The organism is Acinetobacter sp. M5A5_2a, assembly GCF_053345265.1.
In genome coordinates, this window is record NZ_JBKEZV010000009.1 from 142,468 (window position 1) to 163,484 (window position 21,017).

The window sequence follows — 21,017 nt, forward strand, 5'->3', positions numbered from 1 at the left end:
AGGAATAGAATCTTATGGCTAAGAGAGAAAGCGTACAAAAGAAGCTTCAGCGAATTCGACCGCCACGTGTTCAGCTTACATATGATGTTGAAATTGGTGATGCAAAAGAAGCGAAGGAACTACCATTTGTTGTTGGTGTAATGGGCGATTTTTCAGCAGCATCTGAGCTTGAACGTACAAAATTAAAAGATAAAAAATTCATCAATGTCGACTTAGATAATATTGATGAAGTTATGGAGTCATTGTCTCCAAGAGCAGCTTTTCAGGTAGATAATACGCTGACTGAAGAGGGCGGGAGAATTGCAGTTGATTTAACATTTAAGTCAATGGAGGATTTTCGCCCAGAAAATGTTGTTCAACAGGTTGACCCATTAAAGAAACTGGTTGAAGCACGTGAGCGTTTAACTGATTTGAGAAATAAGATTTCGAACAGTGAGCGTCTAGAAGACTTACTTGATGAAGTGCTTAAGAGTACTGATCAGATCCGTAAATTAAGTGCGGAGGCTGATCATGAATAATACTCAATCTGCAGCAATGTCACTTGTTGAAAATGAACAAGTTAATCTTTTAGACTCGATTGTTGAAGAAAGCCGTATTGCCCGAAATGAAGAAGAACATTCGCGTGCAAAAAGCTTAATCGGTGAACTTGCTAAAGAAGTAATGGCAGGAACAATTACAGTTTCTGAAAATATGACTTTATCAATTGATAAGCGTATTGCCGAAATTGATGCACTGATTTCAAATCAATTAAGTCAGATCATGCACAATGAGCAATTCCAAAAGATTGAGTCAACTTGGCGTGGTCTTTACTACTTCTGTCAAGAAACACCATCTAATCCGCTCATTAAAATTCGTATGTTAAATACGACTAAAAAAGAGTTGGTAAAAGATTTTCAAGGTGCTACAGACTTTGATCAAAGCACTTTATTCAAAAAAATCTATGAAGAAGAGTATGGGTCTTTTGGTGGTGCGCCATATTCAGCACTCATTGGTGATTTTGAGTTTGACCGTACGCCTTCTGATATGTATTTGCTTGAGCAAATCTCTCATGTAGCAGCAGCAGCTCACGCACCATTTGTTTCAGCTGCTAGCCCAAGCATTTTGGGTCTTGAGTCATTTACAGATATCGATCGCCCTAGGGATGTTTCAAAAATCTTCGAAACGGCTGAATATGTTCAATGGCGTTCATTCCGTGACAGTGAAGACTCTCGTTATGTCGCATTAACATTGCCGCATGTGCTTGGTCGTCTTCCTTACCATCCAAAAGAAGGAACAGCTACAGAAGGGTTTAACTTTGCTGAAGATGTTTCAGGTGCAAACCACAACGAATATTTGTGGATGAATGCTGCTTATGCTTTCGGTACGCGTTTAACAAATGCATTTGATATGCATGGTTGGTGTGCTGCAATTCGCGGTGTTGAAGGTGGTGGTTTAGTAGAAGGCTTGCCAGTTCATACTTTTAAAACACAAGATGGCGAAGTGGTATTCAAGTGTCCAACAGAAATTGCGATTACTGACCGCCGCGAAAAAGAATTAAGCGATTTAGGCTTTATTCCTTTAGTACATTGTAAAAATACAGATTACGCTGCTTTCTTTGGCGCGCAATCAACTCAAAAACCTAAAAAATATGACAATGATACAGCAAATGCTAACTCTGCTTTATCAAGTCAAATTCAGTACATCATGGCCGTTTCACGTATTGCTCATTACTTAAAAGCAATGATGCGAGATAAAGTGGGTAGCTTTGCTTCTGCTGGAAATGTTGAAGCATTCTTAAATGAGTGGTTGTCACAGTATGTATTGCTGGATGACGGTGCTTCTCAAGAAGCGAAAGCTCAATACCCTCTACGTGAAGCGTCTGTAAAAGTTGTAGAAGATCCTGCTCAACCAGGTCACTACAAATCTGTGGTTTTCTTACGACCACATTTCCAGCTGGATGAGTTGTCAGTTTCTTTACGACTTGTTACTGAGTTACCTCAGTCCTCAAATTAATAAAGGTCAGCGAAAGAATAACTTTAAATTAAAAATAGGAAAGTTCTAAATGAAAGATATATACGTTGAGTTTCGCGGTAAATATAAAGTTGATGGCGAATCTCGTGATTCTGAGCACAAAGGCTGGTTAGAAGTTAACTCTTGGTCTCACAACATTCGTCAACCTAAATCTGCTACTTCAAGTAGTGTTGGTGGCCATACTGCTGAACGTGTTGAACATTCAGATATGCTTTTTATTAAAGACCTAGATGCAACTAGCCCGAAATTATGGGAAGCGTGTTCAGCTGGTTATACATTTGATGAAGTACAAATTGATTTTTATCGTGCGAATGGCGACAAACGCATTAAGTACTTACAAATTAAATTGAAGCATGTTCTTGTTTCTAGTGTAACTCCAACAGTTAACGAAGAAGGTGTTCCAACTGAAGCGTTTGGTTTGAAATACGCAGCTGTTGAATGGACATATAACCAACAAGATATTAATGGTACTGCTAAAGGTGCTGTTACTAAGAAATGGTCACTTTCTAATAATACTGCTTCTTACGCAGCATAATTATTTAAGTGAATATTTGGTGGAGGCTGACATAAAGTTAGCCTCTGCTGTCTTTAAGCATGCTTGTTGTGAACTCGAATGAATTTAGATCGGCTTTATCCATACGGATTTCGTTCAACTCTGTTTGATCGTTTAATTCCTGAAAGTGAAGATTATGCAAAAGGTCTTTCTATTCAGCAATTAAGAGAATCGGTAGCGAAAGATTTAGAAGACTTGCTGAATAGTCGGGTCGCTAAATTGGACCACGTGGTCGATGATTATCCGCTAGTTAAAAAATCTATACTTCAATTCGGGATTATTGATTTTGTGGGGCTTTCTACAGCCAATCCGCTAGATCGAGATAAGATTTGCCAATCTATTGAACAATCAATTGCAGCTCATGAACCCAGATTAAGACAAATACGGGTAGAGATGCTGTTGGATGGACACAATATGGGGGCTTTGTGTTTAAGTATTCAAGCATATCTAAATATTCATCCACTGTATGAACCTGTCGTTTTTGATGCATTGCTAAAACCGACAACGCAACAATATGTAATTTCGGCGAGAACCTAGGCGTAGTGGGTGTGTTGTGATAGAAGAGCTTTTACCGTTTTACGAAAAACAACTACAAGAATTTGGTCAGCAATCTCGAGAATTTGCCCAAAAATATCCGAAAATTGCTCAGCGTTTATCGTTAAATCAAGAGCAGATTGATGATCCGCATATTGAGCGTCTCATACAGGCGTTTTCATTAATTGCTGCTCGCATTGATAAAAAACTTGCTGATAGTTATGACGTATTTACACGTTCTTTATTTGAGGTGATGTTTCCTCAATACTTACGTCACTTTCCTGCTTGTTCGGTGGTAAGTTTCGAAGATATAAATAAAATCAAACAGCTCACAGAAGCACATATTGTTCCTGCACAGACAGTCTTGAAGTCTCGCAGTTTTAAAGGTGTTCAGTGTGAGTTTAATACCACGCAAGAAATCAAATTACTCCCGATAAGTTTGCAAGCGCTAGAGTTCAAAAGTACACCTAGTGCACATGTACATTTAAGTCAAAATGCGACTTTAAGTTTTAAGTTTGAAATTTTTAATCATGCTCATTTATGTTTAGTAAATGAAAAACTTCCTATTTATTTAGATGCAATTTCTAATTTTCCGCTTCAAGTACTAGACAGTATTTTTAAGAAGGGAACAACTTTTGCCATCGGAATAGGGCAGAAAGTTGTAGCGTTGGATAAAAATCCATTTGAGTTAACTGGTTTTTCAGAGCAAGAAAGTCTATTACCACTCGATCAACATACTCATCATGCGTATCGTTTGCTCATGGAGTATTTCTGTTTTCCTGAAAAATTCAATTATCTTAAGCTAGATTTAGACTTTTTAAAGAATCTATCTCTAGAAGAGAATGATTTTGAACTGCTTATACATTTTAAATTAAATTTAAATGATCAAGCCGTAGTTCGAAATTATTCTGAGTTGAATGTTGCTAATTTTAAATTATTTACTACACCAGTCATTAATTTATTTGAAAAATATGCTGAACCTCAAAAAATCGTACACAAGCAATTAGAATATCCATTAATTACTGATGCACATCATCCTGAGTTTTATCAAGTCTATTCAATTACTGAAATGAATATGGTGCGTGAAAAAACCAGTCACGAAGAAAGCTACGTTCCAGTGCTGCCTTTTTTTGCGATGAGCCACTACCATGCAGACAAGGCTCGCTTTTTCTATTCAGTAAACTATCAAAAGTTACAACCAAATTTTGTTGAAATGGGATATTCAATTATTTCTAAAAATTTAAATCCTTCTTCAACACGTTCAGATTTTATTAGTACAAAATTATTATGTTCAAATCGTGACTTGCCACATGAAGCATTAGGGCAGTCTAATAATATATTGAACTTAAATGATAGTAGTCTGGCCAGACGTGCCATTGTTTTAAAAAGGCCCACTAAACCTTATCAATTTGGACAAAGCCAGACTGAGCAGTGGCGTGTCATTTCACACCTTTCATTAAATAGTTTGGCTTTAATGAAAGGTGATGCCGTATCTCATATTAAAGAGTTACTTGCTTTATATAACTTACCGTTATCAAAAGAAAATTATCTAATTATTGAATCAATTAAGCATCTCGAATTTTCACTTACTCACAAACTGGTAGATGGTAAACCATTCCCAATGTTTGTAAGGGGCGTGAAGGCCGAGTTGCAAATTGATTCATCTGTATTCAGAGGGCATAGCCTATACATTTTTAGCCAATTGTTAAGTCGTGTTTTTAATTTAAAGGTTCAAATTAATAGTTTTGTTGATTTGGTTGTTAAGGATTATTCATCTCAGCAGGAGTTATACCAATGCAGTCAGAACGTTGGTGGCAAGACTCTTCTATAACAGCTGAGCTGTTTAACAAGCCAAAGTCTTTTGAATTTATTCAAGCAACACGTCTATTAAGGCACGATTCAAGTCGTGCGGTTGGTTCATCTTGGAGTGATCATTTTAAGTTTGAGACATCCTTTAATTTAAATTTTCCTGCTACAGAAATTGAAAATTTAGAATTAACGGACGAGCGGATTTATATCACGAATTTAATCGTTGGTCTTACAGGTATACAAGGTGCTTTACCTTATACATATACGAATAAGATTAAACAGGCCCCACGTCAGCAAAGAGCTGAAACTAAAGAGTTTCTGAGCTTATTTAACCATAAGCTTACTGCTCAATATGTAGAGTCCAGCATTACATATAATTTACCGATTCGATATGAGACTGAGTATAAAAACGATTATTTAGATATTCTGCATGCATTGAATGGCTATGTGCGCTCCCAACATCAGCAAACAGAGCTTGATGACTATTTTGCAGAGTTTTCTGGATTAATGCAGGGCCAGAATAATACAGTTCATGCATTAAAAACGATGCTGTCCTGTATTTTTAAGCTTGAAATTACGATTAAAGAGTTTATACAAGAATCTTTTAAGTTGGCGAGTGATCAATTAACGACTTTAGGTGGAAGTCAGCCGAGTTTACTTGGCATTAATACGTTTTGTGGGGAAACCATTCAGCAAATTGATGGAAAAATTGAAATTCAGATTGGACCACTAAAGCGTCAGCAATATTTAAATTTCCTCCCAAATCAAGAGTTGAGTTTAAAACTAAAAAAAATTGTAGAAACGTGGTGTAGTCCAACTTTATCGATAGATCTTCGACTCGTATTAGATGAGTCAGAAATACAACCTATTTGTCTAACTAAGAATAACCAGAATGGTTTAGGGCAGGGTTCTTTTCTCATATCACGACAACCAAACGTACATAGTCATGAAACTTGCTATAGCCTTATTGGAGAGAGAATGTGATTAAAAAAATATTACTCTCATTTATTGCTATTTTTACAGTGGTTAGTGGATTTATTATTTTCTACTGGCGTGACGTTCAATATAACCCTGATAAAGGTGATTTTTTTCTTTATTTCTTATTGTTACCAGCAATTATTACATTGGTGATCTTATCGCCATGGTTAATTTATAGTACCTATAGAGCTTATAAAGACAAGAAAGAACAAGCTATAAATCAAGATAAAGATGATGCTAATCAAAAACAAACTACTGTAAGTGAAGCACCACTCGAACAGTTAGATTTTAATATTTACTCTGCTTTTGCCGTACATGCATTAGGTGAGAATGAATCAATTATTGAGCAGCTACAAAACTTCAAAAGCCCGGAGTTAGATGATCAACTGTTAAATTCTTATGGATTGCCTCTATTATCTTATCGTATTAAAGACTTGGATGAAGATAATCATGAGGAGAGTGAGTATGCATCTCCACGACAAGTTCGTATGATGTCATTAATACAACAGCAATTAGAACAAAATGTAGAAAACTTATATCTTCTTGCAGAGCATTTAAAACGTTCGACTTTATTTTATGAGTCGCAACAATCTCGTGAATATCATATGCATCCGGCATGGGTTGATCCCGAGTCTGAATATGACGATGCTCAAATGCCTGTAGTCGAAGTTTACCGTTTAAATCGTTTAAATCTACACATCCTTCTTTCGGAGGATTTACTACATATCTGGAATGATGATCAAAGTAATGAATTAATTTTAGAGTTCTTTGCTGAGATTGGTATTGCTCCGCAAAAGGTTCATATTGAATATCATTTTTTTGGAGAGCAATTAGCTTATCAAGAGTTGATACACCTATTAAAAGGTATTCATAAAAGAGAGCATGAGATGTTCTTTTTAGTCGTCGCTGATTCAGAAATTGATCAAGATCTAGTCGATGAAAAATCTTGGATGATTAAAGATTATATTCCTGCTGAATTTGCAGCAAGCTGTTTACTCGCAGATCCTTTAGTAAAAATTCAAGAATTAGAACCTACTAAAAATCTGAAAGTTGTTGTAGGCCAACAAGATACAGCACAGCTTTTTAATAACTTTGAATTTAATGATTTACCTCAGCATGAGGGTGAGGAACCTTATGTGCTGATATTGTCAGATCAGACCGATATAAGAGTTTCGAAGAAATTGCAGCAACACTTTCTTAAAACACCTGTAGAACCGCATCACTATATTTATGTGAAATCTTCATTAGGGCATACCCAACATTTAGCTGATATTTATGGCTTTATGCTAAGTATGCATTTCCCTGAACATATCATTCCTTTTGTCTTTGGTGAAAATACGGTGTCAGCACATACATTTGTGCAGCATGTCACCGAAAATTCAGAAGATGATGTGATGGTGTTGAATAACTAATTTAAACTTTGGACTTAGAACGAGAATAGAATGCATACAATTTTAGGCTACTTGTGGCAGTACATCACGAATCCTAAAGCAATTATCGCCTTGTCATTGTTCGTGGCATTGATGTCTTCATATACTTCAATTCCCCGTCATATATTCTGGGCTTTAGCGACTGCCTATGCTTTGGGTCTTATTGTTTATGGTATCTATTGGCTTATTCAACGAAGAAAACATGCGGCTCAAGGTGAAGAGTTAGCTGAAGCTATTGAAAAAGATAATCAAGCTGAGTACGGAAAAAATAAAGATAAAGAAGAGCTTCAGCTTGTTAATCAACAAATGAAAGAATCAATTCAACTGATTCGTAAATCTAAGTTGGGTGATAAAAAAGGGAATGCTGCACTCTATGAGCTTCCTTGGTATATGGTTATTGGTAACCCCGCTGCAGGTAAAAGTTCAGCTATTTATAACTCTGGTTTAAAGTTTCCTTTTGAAGAAACGCATCAGAAAATGGTATCTGCTGGGTTAAGCGGTACTCGAAATTGTGACTGGTTTTTCTCTACAGAAGGTATTTTACTCGATACTGCTGGTCGTTATTCTGTTTATAGCGAAGATCATTCTGAGTGGTTAGGTTTCTTAAATATTCTAAAAAAGAACCGTTCTAAAGCTCCGGTCAATGGTTTGATTTTAATTGTCAGCATTGCTGAGCTGATTAGTCAAAGTCCTGAAAATTCTTTAAAGCTTGCTAAAAATTTACGTGCTCGTATTCAAGATTTAACTGAGCGTTTAGAAGTGGTTGTGCCTGTCTATTTAGTCTTTTCGAAGATGGATTTGATTGCAGGTTTTACTGAGTTTTTTGAATTTTATGAGGCTCAGGAATATAACCAAGCTTGGGGTGCGACTCTTCCTTATGAACAGAGTTCTTCGCACAATGCCGTAGATTTATTCGAGAAACATTACAATATTCTTTACGATGGTTTAAAAGGGGTAAGTTCGACTCATTTAAGTCGCCGCCATTCGCAGAATATCTCTCCAAGTGTAATGACTTTCCCATTAGAATTTAAAACATTAAAACCAGCTTTAAAGAGCTTTATTGCGACACTTTTTGAAGATAATCCATATCAATTTCAACCTGTTTTTCGTGGGTTCTACTTCACTAGTGCTTTGCAGGAAGGTGTCATTGAAAGTCCAATGACTGAGCAAATTGCACAAGAATTCCAGCTTACTCAAATTGCTCAAAGTGATTTAAAAGATCATTCAAAAATTACCCCTAACCACGGTTATTTCTTAAATGGTCTATTTTCAGATGTTATTTTAAAAGATAAAGATCTGGTTAAGCAGCATGTAAATGCTGGCAGAAAACGTCAGCGTTACATTGCATTTATTGGCGCTTTAGCAGGTGTTTCAATTATTCTTGGCGTCTGGGTTTGGTCATATCGCAATAACCAGCAATTGATTGGTGAAGTTCAAGCAGATTTAAATAAGGTTGTTCAATTAGAAAAATCTTCAGGCCAGCAATTATCAACCCAATTAGAAGCTTTACTTATTCTTCAAAGACGTCTACAGCAGTTAGATGAGTTTGATGAAAATAGACCACTTAAGTTTAGTTTTGGTTTATATCAGGGCAATGAACTTCGTGAAAAGCTAAAAGCCGAATATTTAAAAGGTGTTAAGCAGATTGTATTAACACCGACACAGCAAAATATTGCTCAATATTTGCAACGTGTAAAAAATAATGAAGCAACATTAAAAGCCAATCATACGAATGTTGAGATTAAACAAACTGCTCAGTCTCAACAATATTTAGAACCTTCAGATACAAATCCTCAAGATGCTTACAATGCATTAAAAGCATATTTAATGATGAGTAATCCACAATACATGGATGCAAGTCATTTAAGCGATCAGGTTACGCGTTTCTGGCGTTCTTGGCTTGATGCCAATAAAGGCCAAATGCCGCGTGCAGATATGATTCAGGAAGCTGAACAGATATTGTCATATGCAATGACTTTGGCAAATGATAAAGAATTCCCAATTTTAGATGCGGATTCGCAAATTGTTGATCAAACACGTCAAGTGTTGCTTTCAGTTGTCAGAGGAATGCCTGCGCGTGATCGTGTTTATAACGAAATAAAAATGCGTGCTGCGGTACGTTTCCCTGCATTGACGGTAAGTCAGATTGTGGGTGAGGCTAATAAAAATGTTGTATTAGGTAGTTATGCATTGCCAGGCGTATTTACTCAAAAAGCATGGAATGACTATGTAGAAAAGGCGATTGAAGAGGCGGCAGATAAGCCAACAGATAGTAAAGACTGGGTGTTAAATAGTCGTCAATCTGATGATTTAACTTTCTCAGGCAGCCCTGAACAAATTAGAAAGCAACTGACGGCACTCTATAAGCAAGAATATATTGCGGAATGGAGAAAATTCTTAAGTGGTATTCATTATGCTAAAGCTGGCCAATTTGCTCAGCAAGTAAAAAATATTGATGTTTTAGGTGAGCCGCAGAATTCTCCAATTCGTACCTTAATTGAAAGAGTAGCAATCGAAACAAACTGGGATAATCCAGTTGTGCAAGCAGAGCTCGCAGCTCCACAAAAAGGATTTGTTGCGTGGTTTAAACGTAAAGTTTTAAATCATGATGATAAGGTTGCCAATCAAGTGGCAACTAATGCTCAGGGCGCTATTTCTCAAGAATATCAAATGTTCTATCAGTTGGTTCGCAAACGCGATGATCAACAAGGTAAATCATTGCTTGATGAATATATGACAAATTTAGCTCTAGTTCGTAGCAAGTTTAACGAGCTTAAGAATGCAGGTGAAGTTGGGCCTAATGCGATGACATTAGTCAAGCAAACCCTGAATGAGCAAACTTCTGTATTTAACCAAACGCAAAAAATTGTAGATGAAAAAATGGCGGTTGGTTTCAATGAAATTGATCAGCGATTATTACAAAAATTGGTGGTTAGTCCACTTACGCAGGCTTTCGAGAGTTTAATTACACCGACGCAAGATGAAATTAATAAATTGTGGGTAATGCAAGCTTATCAACCATTTACAGCAAATCTTGCTAAGAAATATCCATTTAACTCATCAGCTTCTTTGCAAGCTACAAGCAGTGAAATTGGTCAAATCTTGGGCGAGAACGGTAGTATTTCACGCTTTGTAAAAGAAAGTCTTGATCCATTTGTGATCCGTCGTGGTTATACGTTAACGTCTAAGACATGGAAAGATTTAGGAATTAGTTTAAATCCTCAATTCGTCATGAATTTCCAAAGATATGTTACTCCAGCGAATGGTATGGCAACAGGTGAGTTGAATGCTCAAGCTCCAGCAGCACCAGCAACCAACCAATCGAACTTCCAGTTCTACCCAATTCCAAATCCACAGTTACTTTCATATACCGTTGATATTGATGGTCAGCGTATGACTTATGAAAACGGTGTGCAGCAGTGGGTTAACTTCATTTGGCCAAACCAAGGAAGCATTCCGGGTGCTCGTATTACTGCTGTGGATTTACAAGGTCAAACGCATACGATTTTTGATGAGCCAGGTGAGTATGGTATTAACCGTTTAATTGATAGTGCTCAGCGTAAAGAACAAAATGGCGGATTTGAAATGCTTTGGCGTAGTAAGACCGATCCATCATTAGTTGTAAAAATGAATTTCCGTCTAATCAGCAGTAATTCAGGCAGCATTGGTTCAAGCCGTGGTTATGCTGGTATGCAACTGGTTGATAAAGTCACTGCCGATAAAGCCGCTCGTGTGGTGTCTGCTCAGCAAGCGCCAGCTCAAGCTGCCGCTCCAGCAAGAACTGAAAATCCTGTTGCAGCACTCGCTCAGCCTTCTGCGGGAGTTAAACCATGACATGGAAAATAACCTCTATGCGAAAGGAGGAACAATAATGCAAACATTAAAAACAACTCCTTTGTATTATGGAAAAAGTCCTGCACGAGGCGACTTTTTAAAAACAAAAGGTCAGAATGCCTTAATACAGTTGCTTGATCAGTGGATTACTGAAGCATTGGAATATGCGATGCAATCGGGCAGCTTTAAAGAAGCTTATAGCACCTTGCCTTCATTGGATTTCTTTATTGCAAATCCGAAAGAAAATATGTTTTTGGTTGCGAACCTACTCGCAAGTGAAGATAGTTCAGGTCGATCTTTTCCAATGGTGCTGAGCCATTTATTAGAAATTGATTTGCCGTATGATAATTTGTTATATGCACCATATAGCTATAAACATGTGCTTGTTGATTTATTTCAAAACAATCGCGCTTTAAAAGGCATTAAAGATTCAGATTTGTTACTTGGAAAATTAGGTCACTTACAAAATCAAATTCAGGTTTTAACTGAACGAGAATGTGTAGGCTTTTATGAAAATCATACGATGCACTCATTTGCTCAGTTAATGAAGTTAAGTATTTATGAATTAGCGCAAAGTATGATTGGGCTGGGATTATTGCTACAGCCAATTTTACAAAATGGAACCAGCCGCTTAAATAAAGTTTTAATTTTGCCTATTAATAATCCTGCTTACAGTTATGAAATAGCAGCTTTTTGGGTCAGTATTATTTGCCGTTTTTTAAAGGAACATAATACTGAGGTACTCATAGGCTTGTTACATCGAGAGCAACCCGTATTATTCTTCGGTTTTCAAGGTGCTGATATTTTAGCCCTTAGCGATATTTTTACTCAGAATATGGATAGTAAACACTGGGTTTCCTTAATAGAAGCTCAGTGGATTGATACTTATTTGGAGCAGAATGCTGGTTTAGCTACGCTAGAACAATCATTATGCCAACGCCAATTAAGTTTAAATCAAGGCTTAAAACTATTTAGACAGACTTTTTTGGGTGAATAATAATGAATCAACGATATCAAACTAAACTTTCACAGCTCATAAAAGGCTGTTTTATCTATGCCGTTGCTAATTATGCTTTGGCTCAGCCTATTGTTGTAGAAGGCGTAGTTCCTAACGAGGCTAGTAAACAGGCTATCTTATTAAAAATGCAGTCTGTTTACGGTGCAGATCAGGTTGTTGATAAAATACAAGTTAGACCGGTAGCTGCTCCAAATGGATGGAGTGATTCTGTTACACGAGTCATTACACCTGATCTTAAAAAAGTCTCGCAAGGTAAGTTAAGCGTAAACGGTACTCGATTTGAGTTGAGTGGAAAAATGCTGAATCCAGCAGATATTCAGCCGACCATTCAGTCTTTTCAAGGGTTAGTTCAGCCACCATATCAACTGTATTCACAGTTATCAGTCAATCAGGCTGAACAGAAAATTATTGATGATGCACTTAAAAATCGAATTATTGAGTTTGAATCTGGCAGTGCAGTGTTAACTGATGCCGGTCAAAAAATTCTAGATGAGATGGCTGTTGCTCTAAATAAAGTAGGCGGTAAAAAAGTCAAAATCGTAGGACATACAGATAGTTCCGGCGATGCGACTAAAAACTTAAAACTTAGCCAAGATCGAGCATTGGCAGTAAAAAACTATTTAATTAGTAAGAGTATTCCGACAGACCATTTATCTGCGGAAGGTTTAGGTTCTTCTAAACCAGTCGCAGATAATACTTCTCCAGAAGGAAGAAAGAAAAACCGTCGAATTGAGTTTACCGTTCTATAAATATAAGGAGAAGAACATGGCTAGCCCTTACATTACGATTGGATGCCCAACCACAGGTGGAGGGCAAGTCATTTCTGGTAATAGTACGTTTTTAATTGATGGAATTGCAATTGCGTGTGTAGGAGACAAGGCAACTTGTCCGTTACACAAAACGGTTTCTACGATTGTATCGGGTGATCCGAATATGCTTGTTATGGGAAAATCTGGAGCGCGCGTAAATGATTCATTATCATGCGGTTGTAAATTATTACCAAAACAGAGTTTAGTTAATCAAGGATAAGGGTAGAGATATTTTTATATAGATATAAATATCTACTAGAACATATTAACGCTTGAAATGATGAGTAGTTTGTCTGATAAAGCTGAATTTTGTTAATATACAGACATTATGATTTTAAGCATTAAATTATTTAAAAATATTGAGAGTAATGATGAGTAATTTAAAAATTTTAATTACAAAACTTTCTACAGTTGCGCGTACTGCTTTAGAAAAATCGGCTAATGCTTGTGTTATTCAACAAAATTACGAAATTGAAATTGAACATTTATTTTTAGAGCTACTTAATCAATCTCTAGAGAATGATTTAAAAATTTTATTAAAGAAATATAAAATTTCACCTGAAGCTTTAGCTGATGATTTAAAAGAAACAATATCTCAATTACCGAAAGGTAATCATCGAACTCCTATTTTTGCTAAATCTATTGTTCGTTTGTTTGAACAAGCATGGTTATTGGCTTCGGCTGAGCAACATCCAGTTATTCGTAGTGGTCATTTATTAGTTGCGTTATTAACTGCATCTGATTTATATCAAATTGCGACTCGTGCTTCGAGTTTATTTGATCTTTTACCAATTGATTCAATGAAACATAAGTTTCTTGAAATTTGTGAGAAGAGTGTTGAACAACAAGACGAAACAAAAACACTTTCGAGCGAAGCTGAACCAACAGAAGCTACTGTCGCAAATACCAAAGCAGCTAAAACACCAGCACTTGATCAATATACGATTAATCTAACTGAAAAAGCGAAACAAGGCGGTATAGATCCGGTTATTGGGCGTGAATATGAAATTCGGTTAATGCTCGATATTTTAATGCGTAGACGCCAAAATAACCCGATCTTAACGGGAGAACCGGGGGTTGGTAAAACAGCGGTGGTCGAAGGTTTAGCCTTAAAAATTGCTCAAGGTTTAGTGCCTAACGCCCTAAAAAATGTCCATTTACATGTGCTGGATATGGGGCTGTTACAGGCTGGCGCAAGTGTTAAAGGTGAGTTTGAAAATCGTTTAAAGCAGGTTATTCAGGAAGTTCAAGCTTCTGCTCATCCTATTATTTTGTTTATTGATGAAGCGCATACCTTAATTGGTGCAGGTGGGCAAGCAGGGCAAAATGATGCTGCAAATCTCTTAAAACCAGCTCTTGCACGTGGGGAATTACGCACGATTGCTGCAACAACATGGGCTGAATACAAACAATATTTTGAAAAAGATGCTGCATTGAGCCGACGTTTTCAGGTGGTGAAAGTAGAAGAACCAACCGAAGAAGTTGCGGTAGATATGTTGCGGGCAATGATTCCTGTGATGCAGCAGCATTTTAAATTACAAATTGATGATGAAGCGATCGTTACAGCGGTTCACTCTTCACACCGATATATTAGTGGTCGTCAACTTCCGGATAAAGCAGTGAGTGTGCTTGATACAGCAGCAGCACGTGTGGCTTTGACTCAAAATGCACAACCCGTAAAGCTTGATCAGTTAAAGGCTCAAGAGCATAACTTAAAGCTTGAACAGCAAATTTTAGAAAATGAGCATCGTCAGATTCCAATTCATCATGAACGATTGGAAATTTTAAAAGCTAATTTAGAATCTTTGCAAAAAGAGATTCATGAAACCGAAGAGCAGTGGAAAAAAGAATTAGAACTTGTTCATAAAATTCAGGAATTAGAAGCACAGAATCATACGAATGAATCTGAAGCTTATGATCAGATCAATCTATTGCGTAAGGATCTTGCTGATATTCAAGGTCAGCAACCATTAGTATTTGAAAGAGTAAACTCTCAAATCATTAATGAAATTATTTCTGATTGGACCGGTATTCCAGTTGGAAAAATGGTTAATGATGAAATTAAACAGATATTAACGCTTGAAGATAAATTGGGCGAGCGTGTAATGGGTCAAGATTATGCACTCACACAATTAGTTCAAGGCATTAAAACATCAAAAGCAAGACTTGAAGATCCGAATAAGCCACAAGGTGTATTTCTTTTGGTGGGCCCAAGTGGTGTAGGTAAAACTGAAACTGCACTAACTTTGGCAAATGAATTATATGGTGGTGAGCAGCATTTAATCACGATTAATATGTCTGAATATCAGGAAGCCCATACCGTTTCTTCACTTAAAGGTGCACCTCCAGGGTATGTGGGATATGGTCAAGGCGGTGTTTTAACAGAAGCTGTTCGTCGTAATCCTTATAGTGTTGTGTTGCTTGATGAAATTGAAAAAGCACATAGTGATGTTCAGGAACTGTTCTATCAAGTATTTGATAAAGGTACTTTAGAAGATGGTGAAGGACGAGTAATTGACTTTAAAAACACCACTATTTTGTTGACTTCAAATGCTGGCTCAAGTGCCATTATGCAAGCTTGCTTAAATACGCCTGTAGAAGAATGGCCTACAGCTGAAGAGTTGATTGAGCATCTAAAACCAAGTTTATATAAGCAATTCAAGCCTGCATTTTTAGGCCGAATGAGAGTGGTGCCGTATTTCCCATTGCATGATGATTTACTCGTACGAATTATTAAACATAAGCTAGGCAAGATCACAGCAAGAATTGAGAAACAATACGGGACACAAGTCCAATATTCTGATGATTTGGTAGAGCTGCTCTTAAGCCGCTGCACAGAAGTCGATAGTGGTGCGCGTAACGTTGATAATATTTTAAATTCTACGGTGTTACCTGCATTGGCTACAGAAATTTTGGTGGCTTTAGCAGAGCAAAAATTGCCAAAAATTATCATGATTGATGCTAAAGATGACGAAATTCAATATTTACTAGATCCTGTTGCAAAAGCTGCTAAAAAAAGGACGAGTAAAAAGTTGAAGTCAGAAGTTTAAAATTGAATAGAGCTAAAATTAGATGAATATTGATATTTCTGAACTACTTGAACCCATTAGTGATAGCTTACCTTGTGGTGATGACTTTTCATTTTCTAATGAATTTCATGAAATAAAAAAAGCGAAGACACAAGATGATTTATTGCTAGATCAAGGTGATTGGGTTGCTGAACGCAAACAGGCCGATTGGGACTTTGTATCAAATAAAACAAGTGTTTTGCTAAAAGAGAATACAAAAGATATTCGTCTATTAACTTGGCTCTTAGAAGCTTGGACTCATCTTTATGGTTTTGATGGTATGGCTAAAGGTTTAACCTTAAGCCATACCATGTTGAATCAATACTGGCAGGAAATTCATCCTGTTATTGAAGATGATGATTTAGATCAGCGCATTGGTTTATTACAGGGTTTAATTAATCAACTTCCGATGTTGTTAAAGAAAGTTTCTTTAACCAATACAGCTCCTTATTATAATTTGCTTGATTACGATAATTTTCTATATCACGAAAATGTTCGTCGTAAACAAACTGAAGATTACGATAGTCAGTCGGGGCCATCTGAGTTAGAACAATTCGATCAAGCTATTTTTAATACGTCTAAAACTTTTCAATATTCTAATTATCAAGATTTTAGTTCAGTGTTAACCGAATGGGATGTTTTAAAGCAAACCCTTGATCATTTAATGGGGTTAGATTCGCCGAGTTTTGGTGCAATTGATTCAGCATTTGAAACCATTCACAGCACATTACGCAAGATTTATAAAGCAGAAGCTTTTGGTACTGGGCTTGCGCCAACCCAAGAGCAGGCGACAGTCATCACGAGTTCATCTATGGAAAATCAAGTGCCTGTACAAGTTGTTTCAGATCAGCCTGCTTTTCAGCCTCAAGCTCAAACACACTTGGCGAATCGTGAGCAAGCAATGAAAGTGCTGCAAGAAATTGCGGATTACTTTCAGGCAAATGAGCCTCATAGCCCTGTGAGTTATATGCTTCAAAAAACCATTAAATGGAGTCAAATGCCGTTACATGAATGGCTAGCACAAGTCATTAAAGATGAGCATCCATTACAAATGGTTCAGGAAATGTTAGGTGTACAGCCTAAAAATGAATATGAATAAAGATTGGTAAAGACATATGTTTAAAGCTGAAAAAGTCCTGTGGGGCGAAGGTTTATTTTTAAGACCTCAACATTTCCAAATTCAAGATACCTATCATGAACAACGGTTGAATCATACGGTTCGAGCGGTTGTACCTTTTTCATATGGTATTCAAAAATTAAATTTCGATGAGGCCCAATTGAGCACACATATTCTTGCTCTAGAGTCTGTAGAGATGATCTGGCAAGACGGTGAAATTTATCAGGCACCGGCATATGATTTATTGCCTGAGCCAATTTTATTAGATGATCTTAATTTACGTGGTGAGATGCTAATCTATTTAGCATTGCCGCTTTTACAAGCAAATAAGCAAAATCTCATTGATCAAAACCAAGCGCAAAAGGGTAGATATCAATCTCACCTTGTTGAAACACATGATCTATTCACTAATGCAACCGAAGCCGATATTAGTTTGCTACGCCGTCGTGCTGTTTTTAAACTATTAGATGTACATAGTAATCCTGACCATAATTTAGATGGTTTCTTATATCTTCCTATTGGAAAAATTAAGCGTCAAAGCTCAGGTGCTTTCGAAATTGATCGAAAGTTTATTCCACCAATTTTGCATGTGGATGCATCTGAAACACTCATTTCAAATTTAAAAAGAACACTGAATGTTATTAAGGCAAAAATTAAGACCATTCAAACCAATAACCGTGAAAATGAACAGAAGTTAATTGAATTCCGTTCAGGTGATATTGTTTCATTCTGGTTAGTGAATGCATTAAATACAGCTCATGCTGGTCTTAATCATTTTGTGCAATATCCACAAATCCATCCAGAGCGTTTGTTCTTTGAATTATTGCGTTTAGCAGGTTCATTATTAACTTTCTCGACGGCTTATGATGTCGATCAATTACCTGCCTATAAACACCATAATTTACAAGAAAGTTTTTCGCAGTTAGATACGATTTTGCGTGATTTACTCGATACGATTATTTCGAGTCGTTACATCAGTATTGCACTTAAAGAAATCCGTCCTTCATATTGGGTGGGAAGTCTTGAAACCGATAAGATTACTCGAGACACTCGACTTTATATTGCAGTATCAAGTAGCGCAATGCAGACACATGAGTTGATCCAGATCGTACCTTTACGATTCAAAATCGGTAGTACTTTAGATGTAGAGCAACGCGTGGTTGCAGCATTGCCTGCAATTCCATTGCATCACTTAATTCAAGTTCCAACTGCGATACCGGTACGTTCTGGTGTGAGCTATTTTGAAATTGAACCGCATCATGAGCTATACCAACGCATGTTAGATTCCGAGACGATTTGTATTTATGTTCCGGCTGGTTTCCAAGATATCAGTATTGAACTGATTGCGGTCATGAACGCTTAACGGTAAAGGAGAGAAAAATGTCACAATCCACAGGTGCTCCTTCTTTATTTGATGATGGGCAAATTGGAACAGGCGGGAGCAATAATAGCCAGTCTCAAGCAAAACTACAGGCAATCAATCTTATTGATTTATTGCATGATGGGTTTTACTTGGTTTTTTTGATTCGAAATCAGTATGTACCAGCAAACGCTCAGCAGTTTCGTGAAAAAATCTTAAATTTACTTAATCAATTTGAGCAACAAGCCAAAAAGTTGCAATTTTCAGCTGATGATATTCATGATTCTAAATATGCATTTTGTGCTTTGATTGATGAAACGATCGTAACGCAACAAGACGCGAGTTATTTTAATTTGCAAAATGCTTGGTTAATTAGCCCGTTACAATTGAGCTTGTTTGGTTCTCAATTAGCTGGTTATCGCTTCTTTGAAATATTGGAACAATTACGTAGCCGTGGAAAAGAACGTCTAGCTGCTTTAGAAGTATTTCATTACTGCCTTTTATTAGGTTTTCAGGGCAAGTACCGAATTGAGTCAACGGAAAGTCTCAACCATTTAGTATCACGAGTGGGTGATGAAATTGATTATTTGAAAGGGAAAAAGCTCGCATTTTCGCCGTTCTCGGCAATTCCTGATCAGATCCGAAATATTATTCATCGCGAAGTACCATTCTTCTGGATTTTGATCTTTTTATTGATTTTTGCATTACTTACCTTTGCAGGACTAAGATTTATGCTGAACAATCAAAATGATAAAGCATTATCTAATTATCAAAATGTGATTTCTGCTCCTCAAGAGCAAGCACATATTACAATTTATTTACCTTGATGATGGTACGAAATGGCTCAGGAAAAACCAACTTCTATTCGAGTTTTACAGTCGAATAAAAAAAAGCCGAAATCACCAATACTTTATATTGTTATTGGTGTTATTGCCGGGGTGTTTGTCAGCATCTCGCTATTCCTGTTCTTGTCTCAACCGTATTCTTCAGAATCAGCAGCAATTGAGAGTAAATCAACAGAAGAACAGATTTTAAATCAAGAAACTGCTCATTCTTCTGATGAACAAAATCAGGTTGCTGTCAGTCAAGACAATGAAACAGATTCAATGAGCCGTGATGGCTTTGAACAACCTAAAGATAATGAATTAAGTAGTATCTTTAAACCTGTTCCGAATAAGTCTGCTACTGCCAATCAACAGCGAGTTTCTCCATTTGATGAACAACTCACTGGTGAAAAGAAAGTTCAGACTGTGCCTCAACTACAAACAGGGACGATACCTAAAGCGACCCAACCGAAGGTACAGCCAGCTCAGCAAAAGCCAGTGAGTAAACCGCAGCAACAACAAGCGGCACAGGCTAAACCAATTGGTGAGAATAAAGCTCCAGCCGAACCTGAAGTTGAGGTTGAACCACCTAAAGCATCGGTAGATATTAAAATTACACGAAGTCCTTTTGCTGTGAATTAATGAACTGATGATGATTTTTCTCATTTTCTTTTGCTTTACATGCTTGGCAATTGGTTTAGCGTTTTTAATGTCTTATGAGCTAAGGAGTAAAAGCAAAGATTTTGTTTTGTCATTACTGCCACAAGGCCGTAAACAGCTTAATCAGGTTAGACAATTTGCTCAAACAATGAATCAGGCAGCTGCGCCTGAAAAGCTACAATCCCATTGGCATTTACAGCAGTGGTGGATTGTCATTGCAGGCTTTTTCTTGTTTGCCAGTATTTTAGTGTTTGCTTTTACTCGACCTATTAGTTCAACTCGAATTGAAGCTGAATATCTGAAAAAAACAGATCCTCAAATTTATGCACTTTTGAATGGTGAAATATTATCGCCACCGCCAGAAGTGGATGAAAGCCTAATTGAAGCTGCGATTGTAGAGGCCACCCAATTAGAGCAACAATATTCCTCTCAAAGTAGTGGCGCTATTAATTCTTCACCTATTGATAATGCGAGTTTCGATGGGCGAGCTATTTTAGATACCAGTCTAGTAGATCGTAAATGGAGCAAAATGAACCCACGTTATAAGCAGCGTTTACTCATGGTCTTTAAAATCATGAAAGAACAGTATGGCTATGAGTTGGTTTTATTAGAAGGTTATCGTAGTCCTACTCGTCAGAATATGCTGGCAGGTAATCCAAATACAACAAGAGCAAAAGGTTATCAGAGTTACCATCAATTTGGTTTGGCGGCAGATGTAGCCTTTAAACGAAATGGAAAAGTGGTTATTTCTGAAAGAGACCCGTGGGCTATGCAAGGTTATCGTTTATATGGACAAGTTGCTGAATCGGTTGGTCTCACGTGGGGCGGACGTTGGAAATCTATCCAAGATTATGGACATACTGAATTCCGTATGCCGGGATTAAGAAAAACTCAAGAAATGGCAGAAAAACTCATTGCCGAAAGTTTGAATGATATAAATTAAAAAGAGTAAATATGTTTACAGAACCTAAAATACAGGACATTAAAATTGATTCAATGATTAGCCAATTGAG

General features: G+C 37.0%; 17 protein-coding genes. All 17 read left to right on the forward strand.

From position 1 onward, the window contains the following. Positions 1–14 precede the first annotated feature (14 nt). The 17 genes from tssB to ACLBWE_RS12890 all read left to right on the forward strand — a co-directional run bounded on the left by tssB (position 15) and on the right by ACLBWE_RS12890 (position 20,947). A complete protein-coding gene (gene tssB / locus ACLBWE_RS12810) occupies positions 15–518 on the forward strand; it encodes a type VI secretion system contractile sheath small subunit (protein ID WP_003651049.1) in 504 nt (167 codons plus the stop codon). Then, positions 511–1,992, forward strand: a complete 1,482-nt coding sequence (gene tssC / locus ACLBWE_RS12815) for a type VI secretion system contractile sheath large subunit (RefSeq protein ID WP_017389328.1) — start codon at positions 511–513, stop codon at positions 1,990–1,992. The genes tssB and tssC overlap by 8 nt, the downstream gene beginning before the upstream one ends. Positions 1,993–2,041: 49 nt before the next feature. After that, positions 2,042–2,545, forward strand: coding sequence for an Hcp family type VI secretion system effector (locus ACLBWE_RS12820; RefSeq protein ID WP_003651052.1), 504 nt, complete (start codon positions 2,042–2,044; stop codon positions 2,543–2,545). 78 nt (positions 2,546–2,623) lie between these two features. Next, entirely contained in the window at positions 2,624–3,100 is a 477-nt protein-coding gene (tssE, locus tag ACLBWE_RS12825; RefSeq protein WP_002048404.1) for a type VI secretion system baseplate subunit TssE, read from the forward strand. A gap of 16 nt (positions 3,101–3,116) precedes the next feature. Further along, the gene (gene tssF / locus ACLBWE_RS12830) at positions 3,117–4,928 is read left to right on the forward strand and encodes a type VI secretion system baseplate subunit TssF (RefSeq protein ID WP_447603310.1); all 1,812 of its coding nucleotides are present in this window, start codon (positions 3,117–3,119) and stop codon (positions 4,926–4,928) included. Next, positions 4,892–5,890: a type VI secretion system baseplate subunit TssG gene (tssG, locus tag ACLBWE_RS12835; protein ID WP_447603312.1), complete on the forward strand. Its 999-nt coding sequence runs from the start codon at positions 4,892–4,894 to the stop codon at positions 5,888–5,890. Before tssF ends, tssG begins: the two co-directional genes overlap by 37 nt. Continuing rightward, the gene (locus tag ACLBWE_RS12840; protein WP_447603314.1) at positions 5,887–7,296 is read left to right on the forward strand and encodes a hypothetical protein; all 1,410 of its coding nucleotides are present in this window, start codon (positions 5,887–5,889) and stop codon (positions 7,294–7,296) included. The genes tssG and ACLBWE_RS12840 overlap by 4 nt, the downstream gene beginning before the upstream one ends. Before the next feature lie 30 nt (positions 7,297–7,326). Beyond that, positions 7,327–11,148: a type VI secretion system membrane subunit TssM gene (tssM, locus tag ACLBWE_RS12845; RefSeq protein ID WP_447603316.1), complete on the forward strand. Its 3,822-nt coding sequence runs from the start codon at positions 7,327–7,329 to the stop codon at positions 11,146–11,148. A 37-nt stretch (positions 11,149–11,185) separates the two neighbouring features. Continuing rightward, entirely contained in the window at positions 11,186–12,145 is a 960-nt protein-coding gene (gene tagF, locus ACLBWE_RS12850; protein WP_005047747.1) for a type VI secretion system-associated protein TagF, read from the forward strand. A 2-nt stretch (positions 12,146–12,147) separates the two neighbouring features. Beyond that, positions 12,148–12,915 (forward strand): OmpA family protein, encoded by a 768-nt coding sequence (locus ACLBWE_RS12855; protein WP_447603318.1) that lies wholly within the window; start codon positions 12,148–12,150, stop codon positions 12,913–12,915. A gap of 16 nt (positions 12,916–12,931) precedes the next feature. Then, positions 12,932–13,195: a PAAR domain-containing protein gene (locus ACLBWE_RS12860; protein ID WP_003651066.1), complete on the forward strand. Its 264-nt coding sequence runs from the start codon at positions 12,932–12,934 to the stop codon at positions 13,193–13,195. Between the two features lie 148 nt (positions 13,196–13,343). Further along, a complete protein-coding gene (gene tssH / locus ACLBWE_RS12865; RefSeq protein WP_447603321.1) occupies positions 13,344–16,025 on the forward strand; it encodes a type VI secretion system ATPase TssH in 2,682 nt (893 codons plus the stop codon). 22 nt (positions 16,026–16,047) lie between these two features. Further along, positions 16,048–17,142 carry a type VI secretion system protein TssA gene (gene tssA, locus ACLBWE_RS12870; protein WP_424613780.1) on the forward strand — a complete coding sequence of 365 codons (1,095 nt, stop codon included), beginning with the start codon at positions 16,048–16,050 and terminating at the stop codon, positions 17,140–17,142. A gap of 16 nt (positions 17,143–17,158) precedes the next feature. Then, positions 17,159–18,523, forward strand: a complete 1,365-nt coding sequence (tssK, locus tag ACLBWE_RS12875) for a type VI secretion system baseplate subunit TssK (RefSeq protein WP_005041639.1) — start codon at positions 17,159–17,161, stop codon at positions 18,521–18,523. A gap of 17 nt (positions 18,524–18,540) precedes the next feature. Beyond that, the gene (gene icmH / locus ACLBWE_RS12880) at positions 18,541–19,347 is read left to right on the forward strand and encodes a type IVB secretion system protein IcmH/DotU (protein ID WP_447603324.1); all 807 of its coding nucleotides are present in this window, start codon (positions 18,541–18,543) and stop codon (positions 19,345–19,347) included. A 12-nt stretch (positions 19,348–19,359) separates the two neighbouring features. Then, complete coding sequence (locus ACLBWE_RS12885) at positions 19,360–19,986, forward strand: hypothetical protein (protein WP_447603326.1); 627 nt, start codon at positions 19,360–19,362, stop codon at positions 19,984–19,986. A 7-nt stretch (positions 19,987–19,993) separates the two neighbouring features. Next, positions 19,994–20,947, forward strand: a complete 954-nt coding sequence (locus tag ACLBWE_RS12890; RefSeq protein WP_045436113.1) for a M15 family metallopeptidase — start codon at positions 19,994–19,996, stop codon at positions 20,945–20,947. Positions 20,948–21,017 lie beyond the last annotated feature (70 nt).

What these genes read in the sequence shown, in the direction of transcription:
- tssA (WP_424613780.1), top strand. Translation starts at nt 16,048, where the DNA reads ATGAATATTGATATTTCTGAACTACTTGAACCCATTAGTGATAGCTTA.
- tagF (WP_005047747.1), top strand. Translation starts at nt 11,186, where the DNA reads ATGCAAACATTAAAAACAACTCCTTTGTATTATGGAAAAAGTCCTGCA.
- tssC (WP_017389328.1), top strand. Translation starts at nt 511, where the DNA reads ATGAATAATACTCAATCTGCAGCAATGTCACTTGTTGAAAATGAACAA.
- tssH (WP_447603321.1), top strand. Translation starts at nt 13,344, where the DNA reads ATGATGAGTAATTTAAAAATTTTAATTACAAAACTTTCTACAGTTGCG.
- tssE (WP_002048404.1), top strand. Translation starts at nt 2,624, where the DNA reads ATGAATTTAGATCGGCTTTATCCATACGGATTTCGTTCAACTCTGTTT.
- ACLBWE_RS12885 (WP_447603326.1), top strand. Translation starts at nt 19,360, where the DNA reads ATGGCTCAGGAAAAACCAACTTCTATTCGAGTTTTACAGTCGAATAAA.
- tssK (WP_005041639.1), top strand. Translation starts at nt 17,159, where the DNA reads ATGTTTAAAGCTGAAAAAGTCCTGTGGGGCGAAGGTTTATTTTTAAGA.
- ACLBWE_RS12855 (WP_447603318.1), top strand. Translation starts at nt 12,148, where the DNA reads ATGAATCAACGATATCAAACTAAACTTTCACAGCTCATAAAAGGCTGT.
- ACLBWE_RS12820 (WP_003651052.1), top strand. Translation starts at nt 2,042, where the DNA reads ATGAAAGATATATACGTTGAGTTTCGCGGTAAATATAAAGTTGATGGC.
- icmH (WP_447603324.1), top strand. Translation starts at nt 18,541, where the DNA reads ATGTCACAATCCACAGGTGCTCCTTCTTTATTTGATGATGGGCAAATT.
- ACLBWE_RS12860 (WP_003651066.1), top strand. Translation starts at nt 12,932, where the DNA reads ATGGCTAGCCCTTACATTACGATTGGATGCCCAACCACAGGTGGAGGG.
- tssB (WP_003651049.1), top strand. Translation starts at nt 15, where the DNA reads ATGGCTAAGAGAGAAAGCGTACAAAAGAAGCTTCAGCGAATTCGACCG.
- tssM (WP_447603316.1), top strand. Translation starts at nt 7,327, where the DNA reads ATGCATACAATTTTAGGCTACTTGTGGCAGTACATCACGAATCCTAAA.
- ACLBWE_RS12890 (WP_045436113.1), top strand. Translation starts at nt 19,994, where the DNA reads ATGATGATTTTTCTCATTTTCTTTTGCTTTACATGCTTGGCAATTGGT.
- tssG (WP_447603312.1), top strand. Translation starts at nt 4,892, where the DNA reads ATGCAGTCAGAACGTTGGTGGCAAGACTCTTCTATAACAGCTGAGCTG.